The 19,142-nt window shown below is 65.5% G+C and carries 20 protein-coding genes; 2 read left to right on the top strand and 18 right to left on the bottom strand.

Annotated features, from left to right (window positions below):
- Nucleotides 1-104 precede the first annotated feature (104 nt).
- The 6 genes from FHG09_RS05305 to FHG09_RS05330 are packed head-to-tail and all read right to left on the bottom strand — an operon-like array spanning nucleotide 105 to nucleotide 6,006.
- A complete protein-coding gene (locus tag FHG09_RS05305; RefSeq protein ID WP_152346642.1) occupies nucleotides 105-494 on the bottom strand; it encodes a cation:proton antiporter in 390 nt (129 codons plus the stop codon).
- Nucleotides 494-754: a monovalent cation/H+ antiporter complex subunit F gene (locus tag FHG09_RS05310; RefSeq protein ID WP_152346643.1), complete on the bottom strand. Its 261-nt coding sequence runs from the start codon at nucleotides 752-754 to the stop codon at nucleotides 494-496. The genes FHG09_RS05305 and FHG09_RS05310 overlap by 1 nt, the downstream gene beginning before the upstream one ends.
- On the bottom strand, nucleotides 751-1,125 hold the full coding sequence (locus FHG09_RS05315; RefSeq protein WP_152346644.1) for a Na+/H+ antiporter subunit E: 375 nt from the start codon (nucleotides 1,123-1,125) through the stop codon (nucleotides 751-753). The genes FHG09_RS05310 and FHG09_RS05315 overlap by 4 nt, the downstream gene beginning before the upstream one ends.
- Entirely contained in the window at nucleotides 1,125-2,642 is a 1,518-nt protein-coding gene (locus FHG09_RS05320) for a monovalent cation/H+ antiporter subunit D family protein (RefSeq protein WP_152346645.1), read from the bottom strand. The genes FHG09_RS05315 and FHG09_RS05320 overlap by 1 nt, the downstream gene beginning before the upstream one ends.
- Nucleotides 2,639-2,971: a sodium:proton antiporter gene (locus FHG09_RS05325; protein ID WP_135809141.1), complete on the bottom strand. Its 333-nt coding sequence runs from the start codon at nucleotides 2,969-2,971 to the stop codon at nucleotides 2,639-2,641. Before FHG09_RS05325 ends, FHG09_RS05320 begins: the two co-directional genes overlap by 4 nt.
- Nucleotides 2,968-6,006 carry a DUF4040 family protein gene (locus FHG09_RS05330; RefSeq protein ID WP_152346646.1) on the bottom strand — a complete coding sequence of 1,013 codons (3,039 nt, stop codon included), beginning with the start codon at nucleotides 6,004-6,006 and terminating at the stop codon, nucleotides 2,968-2,970. Before FHG09_RS05330 ends, FHG09_RS05325 begins: the two co-directional genes overlap by 4 nt.
- 122 nt (nucleotides 6,007-6,128) lie before the next feature.
- Here FHG09_RS05330 and FHG09_RS05335 point away from each other — a divergent pair, with 122 nt between their 5' ends.
- Nucleotides 6,129-7,268 carry a glycosyltransferase family 4 protein gene (locus FHG09_RS05335; RefSeq protein WP_193627286.1) on the top strand — a complete coding sequence of 380 codons (1,140 nt, stop codon included), beginning with the start codon at nucleotides 6,129-6,131 and terminating at the stop codon, nucleotides 7,266-7,268.
- 1 nt (nucleotide 7,269) lies between these two features.
- Here the strand turns inward: FHG09_RS05335 and FHG09_RS05340 are convergent, their stop codons facing one another.
- From FHG09_RS05340 to FHG09_RS05390, 12 genes are all read right to left on the bottom strand, one after another.
- Nucleotides 7,270-7,866 (bottom strand): histidine phosphatase family protein, encoded by a 597-nt coding sequence (locus FHG09_RS05340; RefSeq protein ID WP_152346647.1) that lies wholly within the window; start codon nucleotides 7,864-7,866, stop codon nucleotides 7,270-7,272.
- Entirely contained in the window at nucleotides 7,863-8,240 is a 378-nt protein-coding gene (rsfS, locus tag FHG09_RS05345; protein WP_227492553.1) for a ribosome silencing factor, read from the bottom strand. The genes FHG09_RS05340 and rsfS overlap by 4 nt, the downstream gene beginning before the upstream one ends.
- 52 nt (nucleotides 8,241-8,292) lie before the next feature.
- The gene (locus tag FHG09_RS05350; protein ID WP_152346649.1) at nucleotides 8,293-9,762 is read right to left on the bottom strand and encodes a hypothetical protein; all 1,470 of its coding nucleotides are present in this window, start codon (nucleotides 9,760-9,762) and stop codon (nucleotides 8,293-8,295) included.
- Nucleotides 9,755-10,360, bottom strand: coding sequence for a nicotinate-nucleotide adenylyltransferase (gene nadD, locus FHG09_RS05355; RefSeq protein ID WP_152346650.1), 606 nt, complete (start codon nucleotides 10,358-10,360; stop codon nucleotides 9,755-9,757). The genes FHG09_RS05350 and nadD overlap by 8 nt, the downstream gene beginning before the upstream one ends.
- 1 nt (nucleotide 10,361) lies before the next feature.
- A complete protein-coding gene (locus FHG09_RS19755; protein ID WP_166820670.1) occupies nucleotides 10,362-10,520 on the bottom strand; it encodes a hypothetical protein in 159 nt (52 codons plus the stop codon).
- A 176-nt stretch (nucleotides 10,521-10,696) separates the two neighbouring features.
- Nucleotides 10,697-11,986: a glutamate-5-semialdehyde dehydrogenase gene (locus tag FHG09_RS05360; protein ID WP_152346651.1), complete on the bottom strand. Its 1,290-nt coding sequence runs from the start codon at nucleotides 11,984-11,986 to the stop codon at nucleotides 10,697-10,699.
- Nucleotides 11,987-11,989: 3 nt separating this feature from the next.
- Nucleotides 11,990-13,156 (bottom strand): glutamate 5-kinase, encoded by a 1,167-nt coding sequence (proB, locus tag FHG09_RS05365; protein ID WP_152346652.1) that lies wholly within the window; start codon nucleotides 13,154-13,156, stop codon nucleotides 11,990-11,992.
- Nucleotides 13,153-14,718, bottom strand: coding sequence for a GTPase ObgE (gene obgE, locus FHG09_RS05370; RefSeq protein ID WP_152346653.1), 1,566 nt, complete (start codon nucleotides 14,716-14,718; stop codon nucleotides 13,153-13,155). The genes proB and obgE overlap by 4 nt, the downstream gene beginning before the upstream one ends.
- 101 nt (nucleotides 14,719-14,819) lie before the next feature.
- A complete protein-coding gene (gene rpmA, locus FHG09_RS05375; RefSeq protein WP_025776788.1) occupies nucleotides 14,820-15,071 on the bottom strand; it encodes a 50S ribosomal protein L27 in 252 nt (83 codons plus the stop codon).
- A gap of 15 nt (nucleotides 15,072-15,086) precedes the next feature.
- Nucleotides 15,087-15,395 carry a 50S ribosomal protein L21 gene (gene rplU / locus FHG09_RS05380; protein WP_025776790.1) on the bottom strand — a complete coding sequence of 103 codons (309 nt, stop codon included), beginning with the start codon at nucleotides 15,393-15,395 and terminating at the stop codon, nucleotides 15,087-15,089.
- A 206-nt stretch (nucleotides 15,396-15,601) separates the two neighbouring features.
- Nucleotides 15,602-15,916 carry a chorismate mutase gene (locus FHG09_RS05385; protein WP_152346654.1) on the bottom strand — a complete coding sequence of 105 codons (315 nt, stop codon included), beginning with the start codon at nucleotides 15,914-15,916 and terminating at the stop codon, nucleotides 15,602-15,604.
- Nucleotides 15,917-16,028: 112 nt separating this feature from the next.
- On the bottom strand, nucleotides 16,029-17,558 hold the full coding sequence (locus tag FHG09_RS05390; RefSeq protein ID WP_152346655.1) for an alanine/glycine:cation symporter family protein: 1,530 nt from the start codon (nucleotides 17,556-17,558) through the stop codon (nucleotides 16,029-16,031).
- 140 nt (nucleotides 17,559-17,698) lie between these two features.
- On the opposite strand from FHG09_RS05390, the gene FHG09_RS19955 reads away from it, so the two are divergent.
- The gene (locus FHG09_RS19955; RefSeq protein ID WP_227492554.1) at nucleotides 17,699-19,096 is read left to right on the top strand and encodes an SPFH domain-containing protein; all 1,398 of its coding nucleotides are present in this window, start codon (nucleotides 17,699-17,701) and stop codon (nucleotides 19,094-19,096) included.
- Nucleotides 19,097-19,142: the final 46 nt, after the last annotated feature.

Here is a 19,142-nt window from a genome sequence, read left to right on the forward strand (position 1 = left end):
CTGAGCGACCACGCAGAAGTGACTGCCAACACCGCACCGCGGCAAGGGCTGACGGCAGGAACTGTCTGTGGTGGTCGACCTGCGGATCCAGAGGACGGTCCGGGTCAGGAGCCGTCCGCGTCGGGGTCGACGTCGACGACGCCCTCCGGCGGTGCTGCCAACCGATTCGGGGAGGTCTTGCGGAACACCGGCTGCCCGGACAGCACTGTTGACCTGGCCAGGGTGTTGCTCGCGACCGAGGAGACGATGATCAGGCACAGGACGGCGATGACGGCCATGATCAGTGAGACCCAGGAGAACCCGGACGAATACAGGTCGAAGATGTAGGCCGCGATGACGATGAACGGCATGCCCAGCCCGGTGGCCGGGGAGAACACGTTGATCCGGGACAGTGAGTCGCGGACGCGGAACATCGCCAGGGCGGAGCCCAGCAGCAGCAGGGATCCGGTGATTCCGAAGATTCCGACGAGTGTCGTGGCCAGTGCTTCGTTCATCAGCGGTGCCCCCTCGTGAGGATGCGGGACAGCGCGATCGTGGCGAGGATCCCCACCATGGAGGACAGGAAGATCACGTCGAGGACGATCGATGAGGATACGGCGATTCCGAGCATCGTGACGATCGCGATGGCCGAGAAGTAGATGAGGTCGGAGACCACGGCGCGTGAACCCTGATCGCGGGCGGTGAGCACGCGGACGAGGCCGATGATGATGGCTGCGGCGAGGATGAACGCGCAGATGCTTGCGATGACGATCATGGGCGGTCTCCCTGCGAATCGGCGTGTGGTCCGGGTGCTCGTCCGCGGGTCATGGTGAGCAGACGGGACTCCATGTCGATGAGCCCGTCGAGGGCGGATTCCTCCGACTCCTCGAACAGGGCGTGGACGAAGATCACCGGCGGGGTCGTCGACGTGCCGGCGGCGATCGCAGCGACCAGGGTGCCGGGGGTGATGGTGATCGAGGATGCGAAGAGGGTGACTTCGAGGTCGGTCGCGCAGCGCATCGGCAGTTCGACGATCTTCGGCTGCGCGTAGTCGGCGCGGAAGAGCCGGACGACGATCGTCGCCGAACCCGTGATGACCGCCCACAGGATGAATCCGACGTAGGAGATGCCGTGGATGAGACGCATCAAGGTGTCATCACCGCCTGGATGTAGTCGCTGTGGTCGAGCAGCCCCTCGGCTGCCCGGTGTGTGAGATCGAGCAGAGGCCCCGGCCAGCAGAAGAGCGCGACGGAGACACCGATCATGATCGTGGCGGGCACCAGCAGACGGGCGGGGATGCGAACGCTGCGCATGAGCGGTTCGGCCGGGGCACGACCGGTCTCCGCGGAGTCCGGCCGGTAGGTCTGCATCGGCGGTCCCCAGAAGGTGTTGCGCCAGGTGCGCTGGAGGGCCAGCAGGCTGATCAGGGCGCCTGCGACGATGGCTGCCACGAGAACCCATCCGAAGCCGCCTCCGGTGTCCGTGGAGGCTCTGATGAGCCCCACCTTGCCCCACAGCCCGGAGGTCGGCGGCAGGCCGACGAGGGAGAAGAGTCCGAGGACCATGAGGACGGTCGCCCACCGCTCGCGTGAGGCCAGTCCGGAGAGTCTGCGGAAGGAACCGGTGCCGTAGGTCTGTTCGACGGCGCCCATGATCAGCAGCAGACCGGACATCGTGATCATGTGGTGGATCATATAGAATGCGCCGGCGCCGAGTGCGGCCGAGGTCAGCAGGGTGACGCCGATGAGGATATGCCCGACTCCGGCGGTCATCTGGAATCCGAGGACATTGCGTACTCGCACCTGCCCGAATCCGGAGATCGCACCGATGAGGATGCTCGCCACCACGACGAGGAGCAGGACGGTCGCCCACGGAGCGGGTTCACCGTAGACGGTGGTGTAGATGCGGTAGATCGCGTAGACCCCGACCTTCGAATGCAGACCCGAGAACAGCGACATCATACCCGCCGAGGTGTTCGGATAGCTGCGCACGAGCCAACCGTGGAAGGGAGCGCCGCCGGCCTTGATGAACAGCGAGAGCAGCACCACGCCCAGAGCGATAGCGGCCTGACCGGTCGGGCGGCCCTGATCGGCGAGGACGGCGAGGTTGACGGTGCCGGTGGCGCCGTAGACGAATCCGACGCCGATGAGCAGCATCGTCGAGGTCAGCAGATTGACCATCACGTAGAGGCGTCCGACGCCGAGCCTGCGCCAGGTGCCGGTGACGGCGATGAGCGCATAGGCGGGCAGCATCATCACTTCGACGAAGACGAAGAAGTTGAACAGATCACCGGTCAGCAGGGCACCGTAGACACCGGTGAGCATCATCAGGATGAGCGCCGGAACGAACCGGTACTGGTCCTCGCCGGTGGAGACGAGAAACAGGCTGCTGACCAACGCCACGAGCGAGGTGAGCACGAGCATGAGCGCGGTGAACGTGTCCGAGACGAACACGATCGCCAGACCCGGAACATAGTCGCCGACCGAATGGGCGATCACCGGGGTCGTGCCGTGGACGCCGAGGAGGCCGATGCCGCTGCCGCCGACGAACACCGGAACCGCCAACAGCAGCAGCCGGTCGAAGGTGCGTGAGGTGATGAGCACGCTCGATGCGGAAGCCAGCAGCGGGACGCCGATGAGCAGGAGGAGCAGGGCCGAGTTCATGAGTCGCGCTCCTCTCCTGTCTCGGGATGTCGTTTCTGGTCGTCGTCGTGGCCGAGTACGGCCAGGGCGAGCATGAAGATCGTCACCGCCAAGGTGATGACGATGGCGGTGAGGACGAAGGCCTGGGGCAGCGGGTCGGCTGCCTCGGCGAGGTCTCCGCGTCCGGCCAGTGGTTCGCCTCTCCACGCGCCGACTCCGGCCGAGAGGAGGATGAAGTTCGCGGCATGGGAGATGAGGGTGAGTCCGAAGACTCCCCGGACCATCGACCGCTGCATCATGAGGTAGACCCCGCCGGCGGTGAGGACGCCGATCGTCAGTGCCAGGATCATGCTTCCCCCTCGTCTCCGTCGGCCGGTGGATCCCCGTAGAGGATGTGCGTCGATTTCGCCCGCACCTTCGCCTCCTCGGCCGCTTCCGCACTGAGGCGGCGGCTGCGTTCCGGGCGTTCGCCGCGGATGGCTTCCATCGGGCCGCTCAGCTCTCCGTAGAGCAGCTCATCGGCACGTTCGCGGGTGCGCTCGACGTCGCGGCGGATGATGCCGTTGGTGAGCACATCGTCACCGGCCGGCGTCGCCGCAGAATCGGAGACGCCGAGAAGGTTGAACGAGAGCAGCATGAGGCCGAGCACCGCCAGATAGACGCCGACGTCGAAGAGCATCGAGGTCGTCCAGTGCTGACCGGCGAATTCGGTGTGCATGGGTTTGAGGAACGAACCGGCGAACAGGAGTCCGATGATGCCTGTGACCACCGCCGTGGCGACTCCGGACCCGATGAGGTACAGAGGCGCCCGGGGCGGGCCGATCGCCCGGTCCTTCGGTGTGGACAGGTAGGCCAGTCCGATGACGGCCGACCCGACGAGAGCGGCGATGAATCCGCCTCCGGGAGAATTGTGTCCGCGCCAGAAGATCAGCAGGGAGCTCAGCGCCAGCAGCGGGCCGAGGACCTTGAGCGTCAGCTGCAGCGGGATGACGTTCGGCCACGCCTCGTGGACGGCACGATAGGCGGTGGTCCCCTTGGGGCGGATCGACACCCATGGCGGACGCGGCGGTTCCGGGATGTTCTCGGCCGGAGGGTCGATGAACTTGTCCTTGACCGTCGACATCACCGCGACGATCGCGATTCCGGCCATGCCGAGGACCGTGAGCTCTCCGAGGGTATCGAGGGCACGGAATTCCACGAGGATGGTGTTGACGATGTTCTTCCCGCCGCTGATCTCCGGGGCATTGTCGAGATAGTACTGGCCGAGGTCGGAGCGTTCCCGACGACCGTTGAGCGCCAGCGTCAGCCCGGCCATGCTCGCACCGACGACGATCGCCAGGAGCAGACGCGGGGTCTGCTTGCGCTTCTGGTACCGCCAGAACGAACGGGGCAGCTTCTGGAGCACGAGCATGATGACGATGATCGTCATCGCTTCGACGAGCAGCTGGGTCAGGGTGACGTCGGGAGCTCCGAGAGCCAGGATCTGCACGGTGGCGAGGATGCCGATGGCCGAGAGCGCCACGACCGTGGTCAGACGCGAATGCGAGGTGCACAGGACGAGCACCGCCACGGTGACGAGGACGAGCAGGATGACGTCCACGGGACGGCTGAGGTTCTCCTGCAGCGGAGGCAGATCGTCGAAGACGACGGGAATCGCACCGAATGCGATCAGGCTCAGGCCGCCCAGGGACAGTGCGAGGTAGGGGCCGGAGTTCATCGGGCGGGCGAAGGCGGAGAATCCATGTCCCAGGCGTTTGAGGCCCGTCGTCAGCGAGTCGATGACGTCGGAGCCGTCGAAGGGCAGCGTGGCCTTGTGGAAGAAGACGAAGACGCGTGAACGGCGGAGGATGATGAACACGCCGACGGCGATGATGAGACCCGAGGCGAGCAGCTCGATGTTGAATCCGTGCCACAGCGCCAGGTGCACGTGTTCGGTGGCCTTCGGCACTGCTGCCCGCACCACGCGGTCGAGCGGAGTGTCGAAGAGGAAGAGGACGAAGCTCAGCGGGATCGAGGCCAGGATCGGCAGGGCCGCGGCGACGAGCATGACAGGGGAACCGCGGTGGATGCGACGCGGTTCGGGTTCGCGGCCGTCGATGAAGCTGCCCCAGACGGTCTTCGCGCAGTAGGCGAAGGTGAGCACGGAGGCGCCGACGGCGACGAGCAGAGCCACCCACCCGGCCCAGGGGCCGCCCGGGGCCTCCCTGAGCGCGGTGAACAGCGATTCCTTGGAGACGAATCCCAGCAGCGGCGGAATCCCGGCCATGGACCCGCAGCCGATGATCATCACCGTGAATGCCGCTGGTGCGGTGCGCAGGAGTTTCGGGATCCGTGCCAGATCGCGAGTGCCGGCGAGGTGGTCGACGACTCCGACCATCATGAACAGACCGGATTTGAACAGGGCGTGAGCGATCACGTGGAGAGTGGCGGCGGCGATCGCAGCCTCGGTGCCGACGCCGATGACGGCGGTGATGAGGCCCAGCTGGGACACCGTCGAATACGCCATGAGCTTCTTCACGTCATGCTGATTGAGCGCGAACCAGCCGCCCAGGCAGGCGGTGAGGAGGCCGGCGGTGAGGAGCAGGACGTTCCATGCCGGTGTGGAGTGGAAGGTCGGTGAGAACCGCAGCATCAGGAAGATGCCGGCTTTGACCACTGCGGCGGCGTGCAGATACGCGGAGACCGGGGTGGCGGCGGCCATCGCGTCCGGCAGCCACGGGTGGAAGGGGAACTGAGCGGACTTCGTCATGGCGGCGATGCCGACGAGCAGCGCCACGAGTGTCGTGATCTCCGGCTGGCCGGACCACACCGGGGAGCCGATCGCGTCGGCGAGGTTCGTCGTGCCTGTCACCGCGATGATCACTCCGGTGGCCACGAGCAGGCTGAGGCCGCCGATGAAGGTGAAGAACATCGTCCGCAGGGCCGGTGCCTGCCCGGGAGATCCGGAGCGGGCGATGAGGAAGAACGACGCCAGGGACGTCAGCTCCCAGCACACGAACAGCACGAGCACGTCGTTCGTGAGCACGAGAGCGACCATGGAGAAGGTGAAGATCACCATCAGCCAGTAGAAGCTCGTGTTCCGTCCGGGGCTGAGGTAGCGGGTCGAGTAGACGAAGACGACCGCCCCGATGACCAGGGCGATGTAGGTGAACACGACGCCGATGCCGTCGGCCCGCAGGGCCAGGTCGACACCGAAGCGGGGAATCCACGGGTAGGACACCTCCGGATTCCGCCCGGCCATCACCTCGGCGGCGGTGGGCGTGAACAGCGCTGCCACACCCAGATAGGCGATGGCGAGCGGCCAGCCGCTCTCCCGACCCGCGAAGCGGGTGAGGACCGGGGTGAGAACGACGAGTGCTGCCAGAGCGATCAGCGTTAGGATCATGAGCGGGCCTCAACGGCCGCGGGCACAGGTGATGATTCCTTCACTCACTGATCCTTCATCGCGAAGTGCGCATACTGACAGACACAGACTTTCGAAGATTCAGAATATCGACTCGGAGTTCCATGAGCAAAAGCACAGAGAGCCGTCACTCCTCCCCGAGGCTGTCGGTCTTCTTCGACGCGCGCTTCACACGCACGACCCATCACGACGGGATCTCCCGATACGGTTCGTGTCTGCTCTCGGCCCTGCTCACAGCTGTCGAGGGCACGGAGATCGACGTCACCGTGATCATCAGCGATCGGGTCCAGCTGGCGCTTCTGCCCGGCTGTTCGTGGGTCGAGCTGGGCGACCCCACCTCCCCCACGGAGGTGGCCATCGCCGGGAAGCTCAATGCACTGGGCGCCGATGTCGTGTTCTCCACAATGCAGACGATGGGCTCGTTCGGTCGCCGCTATGGGCTCATCCTGACCGTCCACGACCTCATCTACTACTCCCACCCCAAGCCGCCCGGCGACCTGCCGCTGCCGGTCCGACTGCTGTGGCGGGCGTATCACCTCAGCTACGGTCCGCAGCGGCTGCTGCTCAACCGGGCCGACGCCGTGGCGGCTGTGTCCGAGACGACGAAGGACCTCATCGCCGCCCACCATCTGACGAATCGTCCGGTGCAGGTGGTGTCCAATGCCGCCGAGGTGGCCGCCACCGCAACGCGGACCGTGAACCGTCACAATGCGAAGACGCTCATCTATATGGGCGCCTTCCTGCCGTACAAGAACGTCGAGTCCCTCATTCGCGCCCTGGAACATCTGCCGGGATGGACTCTGCACATCGCCAGTCGCATCGAGGGCCGGCGGGAAGCCCAGCTGCGCGCTCTCATCCCCGACCGCGCGAGGGTCGTCTTCCATCGGGGAGTCAGCGATGAGGAGTATGCGCGTCTGCTCGACGAGTCGACAGCCCTGGTCACAGCCTCACGTGAGGAAGGTTTCGGCCTGCCCGTGATCGAGGCGATGGCTCAGGGCGTGCCCGTGGCCGTATCGGATATCCCGATCTTCAGGGAGATCGCCGCCGAGGCGGCCGAATACTTCGATCCGGAGGATCCGCCGTCGATCGCGCAGGCGATCACCCGGCTCACGGATGAACAGAGGTGGGCGGAGCAGTCCGCAGCCGGTCAGGAGCAGTCACAGGTCTTCGATTGGGCGGCTTCGGCTGCCTCGCTCGTCGAACTCATCCGGTCCGTCGCCGCGAACCGGAAGACAGAGGACTGAGTCAGCGGGAGGACGCACCCCAGCTGCGCAGCACCCAGTTGGTGCCGGTGAAGACGAATTCTCCGTGCCCGCAGTTTCCGAGCACACCGAGGCGGCCCGTCCCGTTCATCTCGACGAGGATCTCGGCGGCTCCGCGCAGCACCGCACCGTGGGCGACGATGGCGATCGTCTCGGCATCGGCGGACCGGACGATCTCGATGATGGCGTCAGCGGCTCGACGGCCCGATCGGGAACGGGATTCTCCGCCGGGCGGTGCGACATCTGCACCGGAGGCCCATTCGGCCAGTTCATCCGGCCAGGTCTCGGCCACCTCGGCGCGGGTGGAGCCTTCCCACTCACCGAAGGAGGCTTCGCGCAGCCGTTCGTCGCGAACGGGCTCGACATCGACGAACGCCGCCAGGCTGTCGGCCGTCTCAGAGGCTCGGGAAAGGTCGGAGCACACGATCAGCCCGGGTCCGAACTCAGCGAGGAGGCGGGCGGCCTGTTTCGCCTGGGCTCGTCCTGTGTCGTTGAGGGGGACGTCGGTCTGTCCCTGGAAGCGACCGGCGACGTTGAAATCCGTCTGTCCGTGACGCCAGAACAGAACGGTCTTCGTCATTCGCCGATGCCGGGCTCGGGCAGCTGCAGGTCGATGACGGGAACGTCCTTCCACAGCCGCTCGAGAGCATAGTATTCGCGCTGTTCGGCCGAGAAGACGTGGACGACGATCTCGCCGAAGTCGAGGAGCACCCAGTCTCCTCCGCGGCCTTCGCGGCGCAGCGGAGTCCGGTCATGCACGAGCTGCACCTCTTGCTCGACGGCGTCGATGATCGCGCCGATCTGGCGTTCGTTGTCGGCGGAGACGATGAGGAACGCGTCGGTGATGTAGAGCGTGGAGCTCACATCGAGACCGATGATGTCTGTTCCGAGCTTCTCGTCCGCGGCTTTGGCGGCGGTTCGAAGCAGGTGGGTGGATTCGGCGATCTCGCTCACAAGATCCTTTCGCATGGATGCGGCTGTGGAGGTGGTGGGAACCGGGTGGTGATCAGAGGAACATGACGAGGGCGACGACGATGAGCGCAAGGGCGACGAATGCGGCGACGCCGAGAACGATATAAGGCATCTTCGAAGGCTCTTCGCCCATGAGGATCTGTCCGTCGTGCCCGGTCACCGAGCTGGCCCGGATTCGTGAGCCGGGAGGGTTCACGGTCTCTTCGTCTTCGTAGTCGGAGTTCGGCAGGGACCAAGCTTCGGGCACTGCGTCCATCGGTCGGGTCTCCGGGTTCGCGGCCAAGGCACGTGCCGCGTCATCGGATCCGGCGTCTCCGGTCGATTCGTCCGTCTGGTCGGTTGTCCCGCCGGGCTGTGAGTCCTCGGCACGACCAGTCTGCGGCGTCTGCTCGGTGCGATCGTCGCTCGCGCGGGTCTCGTCGACCTCGGGGATCTGCGCCGAGGCGGCGGTGACGACACGGACTCCGGAGGTCGAGGGCGGCTGCACGATCGGCATCCGACGAGACCGAGAGGAGGGCTCGGGCTCGTCCGCGGCCTCCGCATCAGGCTGCGCCTCCGCCTTGCTCGCCGGAGCGGGTTCGTCCGCGGCGACCGTGTCGGCGGTTGCGTCCGTGGCTGGTTCGGCCTGTCCGTCCCCGGCGGATTCGTCGGCCGAGTCGGTCCTGTCGACTGTCTCGGTCGGATGGTCCTTCTCGGTCTCGGTGCCGAGTGCCGAAGCGTCATCGTCGAGGGCCGAGTACGGCATGGACAGCGCATCGTAGGGTTCGTTCTCCACGGTCGTGGGGCGCGGAGCCGACGCATCGGTGACAGGTGCTTCGAAGTCGCGGGCGGCGACCTCGTCGGAGTCTCCCCCGAAACCTGCCGTGTCATAGGATTCGTGTTCGGTCTCGGCGGTCTTCGCTTCCGGTGTCGTCGGAGCGCTCGGCTCATCCTGGGAGCTCGAATCATCCGGAGCCTCTGCTGCGGACTCCGAACCGGCGGTGTTCTGGTCCGCGGTGGGCTCCCCATCCGAGATCTCGGGGACCGGGCCGGTCAGACGCCCCTCGGCCGCGGCCTGTCGTTCGGCCAGCTCCTTCTCATCGGCGACGACCGGCATCGCGCCGGTAGACAGATCACCGTACAGGGAGAGTCCGTGTTCGCGCAGGTACCGCTTCTTCTCCGCACGTGTCTGGAAGTGCGGCAGCGGAGTGCGTGTCGGGTCGAGGCGGTCTTCGGCCTGGACCGGGGGCCGCGACTCCTGCGGGTGATCGGATGCCAATGCGCCGCGTTCGTGGCTGGTCTTCGGCGAGGGATCGGGGTCGATACGTGAGGCGGTGTCAGCGGTCGTCTCGGCCGCCGGTTTCGCACCGGGCTTCTTCGGCGGCAGCGGGCTGAGGAGTCCGGCGCGAGAGTTCGGCGCCTCCTTCGGCTGCTCAGGAACCTCTCGTGCTTCGAACGCCTGTTCCGCCGCCAGCCTCTCGGCTTCGCGCCGTGCTCGACGTGACGTGAACTGCTCCTCAGCCATTCTCACTCCTGTACAACTCGTATTTCGCGATGTACTGCACCACGCCGTCCGGCACGAGGTACCAGACGGGTGCACCATCCATCACCCGTTGTCTGCAATCCGTGGACGATATCGCCAGTGCAGGGATCTGCACGAGACTCAGCCGATCGACCGGCAACCCCTCGCCATGGAGTTCGTGCCCGGGCCGACTGACTCCGACGAAGTGGGCCAGGGAAAACAGCTCATCCACATTCTTCCACGTCAAGATCTGAGCCAAAGCGTCCGCGCCGGTGATGAAGAACAACTCGGTGTCGGACCCGTAGCTGCGGGCGAGGTCGCGCAGGGTGTCGATCGTGTAGGTCGGTCCCGGTCGGTCGACATCGGCACGGGATACGGTGAACCGCGGATTCGATGCCGTGGCGATGACGGTCATCAGGTACCGGTGCTCGGCGCTGCTGACCTCTTCGACGTCCTTCTGATACGGCCGTCCGGTGGGGACGAAGACCACCTCGTCGAGGTCGAAGGTCGCCTGGACCTCACTTGCCGCGACGAGGTGGCCGTTGTGGACGGGGTCGAAGGTGCCGCCCATGACACCGACTCTGCGTCTGTACTCTGCCATATCAGTGGCGGTGCGAGATGCCCTTCCACGACCGAGTCACAATGCCCATCGTGATGAAGATCGCCAGGGTGATGAGTCCGTACCAGATCGGATCCATCGGCAGCTCGACGTGGGCTGCGTGCTCCCCGCCTTCGGCTGCGGCCATAATGGCTGCGTTCACGTCATTACTCCTTACTCAGTGATCCGACGCGTGAGAGGCGCATCGGCGTCATTACCTTCCCAGTTTCTCATGAACGACCCGGGAATCCGGCATCGACATGACTTCTCCCGCCTTCGATGTCTCCCCTGGTCGGGCGTTCTGTGCCCTGTCCGCGGAGAATCGATGCCGGAGCGGTTTCAGGAACGGACCTGCCCGTTGCCCATCATCACCCACTTCGTGGTCGTCAGCTGCTCGAGTCCCATGGGGCCGCGAGCGTGCAGCTTCTGTGTGGAGATGCCCACCTCTGCGCCGAAGCCCAGCTCTCCTCCGTCGGTGAACCGCGTGGAGACGTTGACGCCCACCGCTGCGGCGTCGATGGCCGCGACGAAGGTGTCGGCGTTGTCGAGGTCCTTCGTCACGATCACCTCCGTGTGACCGGAGCTGTAGGCGCGGATATGGTCGATGGCCTCTTCGATTCCCGAGACGAGTTTGATCGCGATCTCCAGTCCCAGGTATTCCTTGGCCCAATCGCGTCGTGATACCCGACGGATCTTCATCCCCGCCGGTGCCAGCGCTGAGACGTCGGAGTCCGCATGGACGATGACACCGGCTCCGTCGAGGCGTTCGAGGATCTTCGGCAGCACGCGTTTGGCGGCCTTCTCGTGGACGAGCAGGGTCTCCAGCGAGTTGCACACGCTGGGTCGATGCGTCTTCGAGTTGAGGACGAGATCGACGGAGGTCTTCACCGTCGCGGTGGAATCGATGAACATGTGCACATTGCCCACACCGGTCTCGATGACGGGCACGATCGACTCCTGCACGACCATGTTGATCAGTTCGGCGCCGCCTCGGGGAATGAGCAGATCGACGTAGTCGCGGGCGTGCATGAGCACGTTCGCCCCTTCGCGTCCGTACTGGTCGATGCCGTTGATCGAGTCGACCGGCAGGCCCGCCGATTCGACGGCGCGTCGGAGGATCGAGATGATCTCCGTGTTCGAGTTCTGGGCGGCCGAACCTCCGCGCAGGACCGAGGCGTTGCCGGATTTGAGGGCGAGCACGGCGATGTCGACGGTGACGTTCGGGCGGGCTTCGTAGATCGCGCCGATCACACCCATGGGCACGCGGTTCTGGGTGAGCCGGATGCCGTTGGGCAGGGTGCGGCCGACGACGACGTCACCGACCGGGTCCGACAGATCGATGACGTCGTCGACGGAATCGGCGATCGCTGCGATGCGATCGGCGTCGAGGCGCAGACGGTCGAGCAGCGCTTCGCTCATGCCGTTCTCGGTACCGGCGGCGATGTCGGCGTCGTTGGCTTTGACGATGCGGTCGGTGTTCGCGCGCAGCGCATCGGCAATGGCGCCCAGCGCTGCGTCCTTCCCTGCCGTCGAGGTCGTCGCGAGCAGACTCGAAGCGGTCTTGGCGCTGCGCACTATGCGGGTGACTCCGCGCACGGTCTTCGGGTGGATCTCGGCAGCTGCTGTCATGGGCTATCTCCCCCCGCTCACGTGTGTGAGAACGAGATCGTTTCGATGGATGACCTCTTTACGGTAGTCATTTCCCAGACGGGTGCCAAGTTCCTCGGTCGTGGACCGGAACATCAGCGGCAGCTCGTCCGAGGAGAAGTTCGTCATTCCGCGGGCGATGACGTCGCCGGCGAGGTTGCGGATCTCGACCGGGTCACCTGCTTCGAAGTCGCCGCTGCACGCGGTGACGCCGACGGCGAGCAGGGAGGTCCCGCGGGAGAGCACGGCGGTCTCGGCCCCGTGGTCGATGGTGACCGATCCGAATGTCCGGGCCAGATGGCGCAGCCACAGGAGGCGGGTCCCCCGCCGTCTGTGAGTGACCGCGAAGTACGTGCCCACGGTCTCCCCGGCCAGCGCCGAGGCGGCCCGCGATGCCGAGGTCAGGACGGCTGGGATGCCCGAATCGGCGACCATGATTGCGGCGTCGACCTTCGTGGCCATTCCACCGGTGCCGGTGCCGGCCGTGCCGACACCGCCGATGGCGAGGTCATCGAGTTCACCGGGTCCGTGGACGCGGTCGATCAGCCGAGAGCCCGGCTGGTCAGGAGGACCCGAGTAGAGCGCGTCGACGTCGGACAGCAGCACGAGGGCATCGGCGTGGGCCAAGTGTGCGACGAGAGCCGCCAAGCGGTCGTTGTCCCCGAAGCGGATCTCCTCGGTGGCCACGGCGTCGTTCTCGTTGACGATGGGCAGCGTGCCCAGGGCCAGGAGCTTGTCGAGGGCACGCTGGGCGTTCTTGTACTGGGTGCGGCGGATGAGGTCATCGGCGCTCAGCAGCACCTGGCCGGGGACGAGGTCGTAGCGTCCCAGCGCTCGTGTATAGGCGGCCATGAGCAGGCCCTGGCCCACACCGGCGGCGGCCTGCTGGCTGGCCAGGTCCCGTGGCCGCTTCTTCAGACCCATGGGTTCGAGTCCCGCCGCGATCGCGCCGGAGGACACGAGGATCACTTCGTGACCGGCCGATCGGTGAGCACCGATGACGTCGGTCAGGGCGATGAGTTTGGCCTCGTCGAGTCCGCCGTCGATGGTCGTCAGCGAGGAGGAGCCGACCTTGACGACGATGCGACGGGCCCGGGCGATGTCGTCACGGATGGACGTGGCGGAGGAGTCCGCCTGCACTGCGGCGCTCACTCCTCGCCGGCTCCCTCAGCAGACTCCGTCGCCGGTGCCGGGTGACCGCTCTCACGCCGGGCGCGTTCGGCCAGGCGCTCCTGTTCGAACTCGGCCCGCGTTGCGGCCTTCGCATCCATCTTGTCGTGATAGGCGGCCTTGCGTTCTCTGCGTGTGGCTCGCGATTCCTCTTCGAGCCGGGCGTCGGATCCGCGCGAACCCAGCAGTTCGGCACCGCCCACGGACGTGGGATCCCAGTCGAAGACGACGCCGTCATCTCCGCCGACGACGATCGTGTCACCGGGTTTGGCGCCGGCTTTGAACAGGGCCTCTTCGACGCCGAGGTGTTCGAGGCGGTCGGCGAGGTAGCCGACGGCTTCGTCATTGCCGAAGTCCGTCTGCTGCACCCAGCGGCGAGGTTTGTCGCCGAGGACGCGGAACACCGGTCCCCCGGACGCGCGTTCGGAAAGCACCTCGAAACCACGGTCGTCGACGGCCTTCGGGCGGATGACCACGCGCTGCGGTGTGGCTTCGACCTCGGCCCGACGTGCACGTTCAGCGAGCACGAGTTCGGCCATGGCGAACGAGAGCTCCCGCAGACCCGCATGGCTGACAGCAGAGATCTCGAAGACTCGGTAGCCGGCAGCCTCGAGGTCGGGGCGGACGATATCGGCGAGGTCGCGACCGTCGGGGATGTCGACCTTGTTCAGCGCCACGAGCTTCGGGCGTTCGGACAGCGGGAGGAGACCGCTGCCGTCGTCGAGGTCGACGGCGTAGGCGGCGAGTTCGGATTCGATGATCGTCAGGTCGGAGACAGGATCGCGCCCCGGCTCCCAGGTGGCCATGTCGATGACGTGGACGAGGCCCGCACAGCGTTCGACGTGGCGGAGGAATTCGAGGCCGAGCCCCCTGCCTTCGGATGCACCGGGGATGAGTCCGGGGACATCGGCGACCGTGTAGCGGGTCTCTCCGGCCTGGACGACGCCGAGGTTGGGCACGAGCGTTGTGAATGGGTACTCGGCGATCTTGGGCTTCGCGGCCGAGAGCGCCGCGATCAGGCTCGACTTGCCCGCCGAAGGGTAGCCGACGAGGGCGATATCGGCGATGGTCTTGAGTTCGAGGACGAGGCTGACCGTCTCTCCCGGCTCACCGAGGAGCGCGAACCCGGGGGCCTTGCGCTTCGTCGATGCCAGGGCGGCGTTGCCGAGCCCGCCGCGGCCCCCGGCAGCGGCAGTGAATTCGGTGCCGTCCTCGACGAGGTCGGCGATGACGTCACCGTTGGTGTTCTTGACCACTGTGCCTTCGGGGACGTCGACGACGAGGTTCTTTCCGTCGGCTCCGTGCCGCAGGTCGCCCTTGCCGATCCCGCCGTCATCGGCGCGCACATGCGGACGGTGGTGCAGGGGCAGCAGGGTCGTGGTCTGGCGGTCGACGCGGAAGATGATGTTTCCGCCGTTGCCGCCGTCAGCGCCGTCGGGCCCGCCGAGCGGTTTGAACTTCTCACGCCTGATCGAGGCGCATCCGTTCCCACCTGCGCCGGCGGCGAGGTGAACAGTGACACGATCTACGAACTCGGTGGCCATAATGTCCTTATATCAGATGAAGGGTGAGTCGTTCGACTCACCCTTCATGCTCCCTTCTTCAGGGAGAAATCATATTGACGACGGATCGGATCCGGAGAGGATCAAGCTCCGACGATGTTGACGATCTTGCGACCGTTGCGGGTGCCGAATTCCACGGCGCCGGCAGTCAGAGCGAAGAGGGTATCGTCTCCTCCGCGGCCGACATTGGCTCCGGGGTGGAACTTGGTTCCACGCTGGCGGACGATGATCTCGCCGGCCTTGACGGCCTGGCCGCCGAAGCGCTTCACGCCGAGGTACTGTGGGTTCGAGTCGCGACCGTTGCGGGTCGAGCTGACTCCCTTTTTGCTTGCCATGTGAGAAGTCTCCTCTTACTTGATGTTCGTGATCTTCAGACGGGTGAGGTCCTGGCGGTGGCCCTGACGCTTCTTGTACCCGGTCTTGTTCTTGTACTTCTGGATCACAATCTTGGGACCGCGGAGTTCACCGGCGACCTCAGCGCTGACCGAGACCTTCGCCAGAGCGTCGGGATCGGTCGTGACCGTCTCACCGTCGACAAGAAGCACGGCATCGAGTTCGACGCTGTCTCCAGCCTTCGCCTTCATTCGGTTGACTGTGATGATATCGCCGACGCTCACCTTTTCCTGGTGACCTCCGGCGCGGACGATGGCATAGACCATGGTCGAACCCTCTTTCTGTTAAAACACAAACGAACGGCGGTTGTCCCTTGGCTGTCGCAGAACGGATCCCGCGACATCCCATTGAGAGGAATCACCAGCCGTGGTGCGTCACGCGCACCGACGATCAATTCTAGTCGAACCCGCACAGCGCAGGCAAACCCGTTCAGGAGCCGCCTGGGCCCGAACTGCCCGCTGTGAGGCATCTCTCATTCGCGCGAGTCGGCGATGTGCTCGTGTCGACGAATCACCTCGGCGACGATGAAGGCGAGGAACTTCTCCGCGAGATCCGGGTCGAGCTGTGATTCTTCGGCCAGCACCCGCAGCCGTGCGACCTGGCGGGCCTCTCGGGACTCATCGGCGGGCGGCAGGCCGTGATCGGCCTTGAGCTCGCCCACGCGTTCGGTCAGCTTGAAGCGCTCGGCCAGGAGGTGGACGAGGGAGGCGTCGATGTTGTCGATGCTGCCGCGCAGCTCCGACAGTCGCTCGAGGGCGTATGTCTTGTCGTCATTGTTCTGCTCCACACCCTCAGTCTAACGATGAGTGGACACAGCAGTGCGCCGCGTCCGAACGGGCGCGGCGCACTGTCCTCACGTTGGGCGAATCCACTGTCCCCCACTTCGGGGAGCCGGCTGGTCAGGCGGTCTGCTCGACCGGAACAGCGTCGACGGTGTCCGGATCGCCCAGCGTTCCGGCCTTGCGATCGGCGAGGTACTTCTTCATCTCCTTCTTGACCACCGGCATGAGCAGATAGAGGCCGAGGATGTTGATGAAGGCGCACATGAACAGTGCGGCATCCGCGAACTCGACGACCTTAGAGAAGGTCGCCACGCAGCCGACGACGACGAAGAGGCAGACGAGGGCGCGGAAGACGGTGACGCTGGCCTTGGCGTTGCCGAACAGGTAGCTCCATGCCTGTTCGCCGTAGTACGCCCAGGTGATGAGGGTGGAGAAGGCGAAGAGGGCAACGGCAACGGCCAAGAGCACCGGGTACCAGCTGGCGACCGTGGAGAAGGCATCCGAGGTCAGCGCCACTCCCCCGATCTCGCCGGCGCCCAGGTCCTCCCGGTAGGACGCCTGGTTGGCGACGATGATCGTCAGCGCCGTCATGGTGCAGACGATGACGGTGTCGATGAAGGGCTCGAGGAGCGCGACGAATCCCTCGGAGATCGGTCGGCGGGTCTTGACCGCCGAGTGGGCGATCGGAGCGGATCCGATGCCGGCCTCGTTGGAGAAGGCCGAACGCTGGAAGCCGATGATCATGACGCCGACGACGCCGCCGGCGATGCCCTGCGGGTTGAAGGCTCCGGCGAAGATCTCGCCGATGGCGGCGGGGATATTGGAGAAGTTGAGACCGAGCACGAGCAGACAGGAGATGACGTAGAAGATGGCCATGCCCGGGACCAGCTTGTCCGTGACCTTGGCGATGGAGCGAATGCCGCCGAGGATGACCAGGGCGACGAGCGCTGCGAAGACGATCCCGAAGACGAGGGAGGCGAAGGGACCGGCCAGGAATCCGTCATCGCCGCCGGTGGCGGTGCGCACCTGAGCAAAGGTCTGATTGGCCTGGAACATCCCGCCGCCGACAACGCCGAAGATGAGGATGGCGATGGCGAAGAGACCGGTCAGCGCCGTTGCCACGGGCTTCGAGAAGCGGCGGAAGGCCACGGGGAGGTATTTGAAGGGACCGCCGTGAACCACACCGTTCTCGTCGATCTCGCGGTACTTCACTCCGAGGGTGCATTCGACGAACTTCGTGCACATGCCGAGAAGCCCGGCGACGATCATCCAGAAGGTGGCGCCCGGGCCGCCGAGGGCGATGGCGACACCGACACCGGCGATATTGCCGAGACCGACGGTGCCCGACAGCGCCGAGGCCAGTGCCTGGAAGTGGGTGACCTCGCCCGGATCATCCTTCGAGGAGTGCTTTCCGCGGATGATCTCGAGAGCGAGCTTGGCCCCGCGCGCCTGGATGAAGCCGAAGTAGACGGTGAATGCCAGGGCCGCGAAGATCAACCACAGGACGACGAATGGAAAGGAGATCTCTCCGATCGTGATCGGAAAGAAGATGATGTTGCCGAACCACGTCGCAATCGGATCGAACCAGGAGTTGATGGCATCGTCGACTGGAGAGACCGGCTCTGCTGAGATATGAAGATCGTTCATAGTGTGCAAACATACTGAGACCTACGTCACATTCAAGCGTTCCACGTTGTGGGACCGTTTCAGTTATGAAACCGTTACCGAACAAGGCACTTGCAGTGCTTTTGAGATTGGCGTCTCATCAACTGGCTTAGACTGGGAGCATGACTCAGAACCCTCAGCAGCCAGGTCAGCGGCCGAATCGATCGCCGAACCCATCCCCCGATCGCGGTCCCGTCCCCAGCGGTGATCCGAGCACTCATATCCAAGCCGGCCACAGTCAGCCCGCGGCCTATCCTGGGGCGGAGGCGGTGACGAATCCCAACGGACACTATGGCTCTCAGGGTGCTCAGTCCGGGTCGATCGGCGGTTCGGAGTCGACCGCGCCGTATGGCCCGCCGGCCGGAGCCCAGGCGAACACCGGCGCCCCGCCGCACCACGGCGAAGGCTCACCGCTGCCACCGGCACCACAGCGTCGCCGTACTGCCGGACAGGCCGCCGGTGCAGGTCCGAGCCCGAACTCCGGGTCCGGACCCGCCGCTTCGCAAGCGCCGAACCACGGACCCCGGCGCTCTGCTGTGCAGACGCCGAACTCCGGCCAGGGCCCCTCGGGGCCGGGTCGGCCGAACTCCGCGCCCACACGCATCGTCTCCCCCGACGGTGAGCGTGTACGCGAGAAGCCGGCCGGAGGAGTCTCGGGCTACTTCGCGATCGTCGGTGCCATCATCCTGCTGCTCGGTGCTGTGCTCATGGGCATCATCGGCTTCGTCATGAGCTTCGCCCAAGTCGTCGTCGGCGTCGTCCTCTTCATCGTCGCCGTGCTGTGCTTCATCGCCTCGATGTTCCTGTTCAAGGGGTGCACCTCGGTGGCGCCCGGTCATGCCGTCGTCCTCCAGCTCTACGGCAAGTATGTCGGCACGGTCCGGCAGTCGGGCCTGCGGTTCGTCAATCCCTTCTTCACGAAGGACCAGATCTCGACGCGTATCCGCAATCATGAGACTTCGACGCTGAAGGTCAATGACCTCGACGGCAATCCGATCGAGATCGGCGCCGTGGTCGTCTGGCAGGTCCGGGACACCGCACAGGCGATGTTCGAGGTCGATGACTTCGAAGAGTTCGTTGCGATCCAGGCGGAGACCGCCGTTCGACACATCGCGAACTCCTATGCCTATGATTCCTCGGATCCGCGCCGCATGTCGCTGCGTGACAACGCCGACGAGATCACCTCGCGGCTCTCCGATGAAGTCGCCGCCCGAGTCATGGCTGCGGGGGTCACAGTCATCGAATCGCGCATCACCCAATTGGCCTATGCACCGGAGATCGCCCGAGCCATGCTCCAACGCCAGCAGGCCACAGCGGTCGTCGCTGCTCGGCAGCTCATCGTCGAAGGGGCTGTCGGCATGGTGGAGACGGCGATCGAGGAGATCGAAGGACGTCAGATCGTCAAGCTCGGGCAGACCGAACGCAGCGATCTCGTGTCGAACCTGATGATCGTCCTCTGCGGGGATCAGGCGGCGCAGCCGACGATCAGCACCACCCGCAGCCAGCAGTCCGCGGGCTGACCGACCGGCGCAGGGTCCACCGGAGACGACAGAGCCCCGACGACGG

The organism is Brevibacterium sp. CFH 10365 (assembly GCF_009299785.1).
GTDB classification, from domain to species: domain Bacteria; phylum Actinomycetota; class Actinomycetes; order Actinomycetales; family Brevibacteriaceae; genus Brevibacterium; species Brevibacterium limosum.

Coding starts and splice junctions, on each gene's coding strand:
- obgE (WP_152346653.1), bottom strand. CDS start 14,718: ATGGCCACCGAGTTCGTAGATCGTGTCACTGTTCACCTCGCCGCCGGC.
- FHG09_RS05310 (WP_152346643.1), bottom strand. CDS start 754: ATGATCGTCATCGCAAGCATCTGCGCGTTCATCCTCGCCGCAGCCATC.
- rplU (WP_025776790.1), bottom strand. CDS start 15,395: ATGGTCTATGCCATCGTCCGCGCCGGAGGTCACCAGGAAAAGGTGAGC.
- FHG09_RS05325 (WP_135809141.1), bottom strand. CDS start 2,971: ATGATCCTGGCACTGACGATCGGCGTCCTCACCGCCGGCGGGGTCTAC.
- FHG09_RS05335 (WP_193627286.1), top strand. CDS start 6,129: ATGAGCAAAAGCACAGAGAGCCGTCACTCCTCCCCGAGGCTGTCGGTC.
- FHG09_RS05390 (WP_152346655.1), bottom strand. CDS start 17,558: ATGAACGATCTTCATATCTCAGCAGAGCCGGTCTCTCCAGTCGACGAT.
- FHG09_RS19955 (WP_227492554.1), top strand. CDS start 17,699: ATGACTCAGAACCCTCAGCAGCCAGGTCAGCGGCCGAATCGATCGCCG.
- rpmA (WP_025776788.1), bottom strand. CDS start 15,071: ATGGCAAGCAAAAAGGGAGTCAGCTCGACCCGCAACGGTCGCGACTCG.
- FHG09_RS05340 (WP_152346647.1), bottom strand. CDS start 7,866: ATGACGAAGACCGTTCTGTTCTGGCGTCACGGACAGACGGATTTCAAC.
- FHG09_RS05305 (WP_152346642.1), bottom strand. CDS start 494: ATGAACGAAGCACTGGCCACGACACTCGTCGGAATCTTCGGAATCACC.
- FHG09_RS05315 (WP_152346644.1), bottom strand. CDS start 1,125: ATGCGTCTCATCCACGGCATCTCCTACGTCGGATTCATCCTGTGGGCG.
- FHG09_RS05330 (WP_152346646.1), bottom strand. CDS start 6,006: ATGATCCTAACGCTGATCGCTCTGGCAGCACTCGTCGTTCTCACCCCG.
- nadD (WP_152346650.1), bottom strand. CDS start 10,360: ATGGCAGAGTACAGACGCAGAGTCGGTGTCATGGGCGGCACCTTCGAC.
- FHG09_RS05350 (WP_152346649.1), bottom strand. CDS start 9,762: ATGGCTGAGGAGCAGTTCACGTCACGTCGAGCACGGCGCGAAGCCGAG.
- FHG09_RS05320 (WP_152346645.1), bottom strand. CDS start 2,642: ATGAACTCGGCCCTGCTCCTCCTGCTCATCGGCGTCCCGCTGCTGGCT.
- FHG09_RS05360 (WP_152346651.1), bottom strand. CDS start 11,986: ATGACAGCAGCTGCCGAGATCCACCCGAAGACCGTGCGCGGAGTCACC.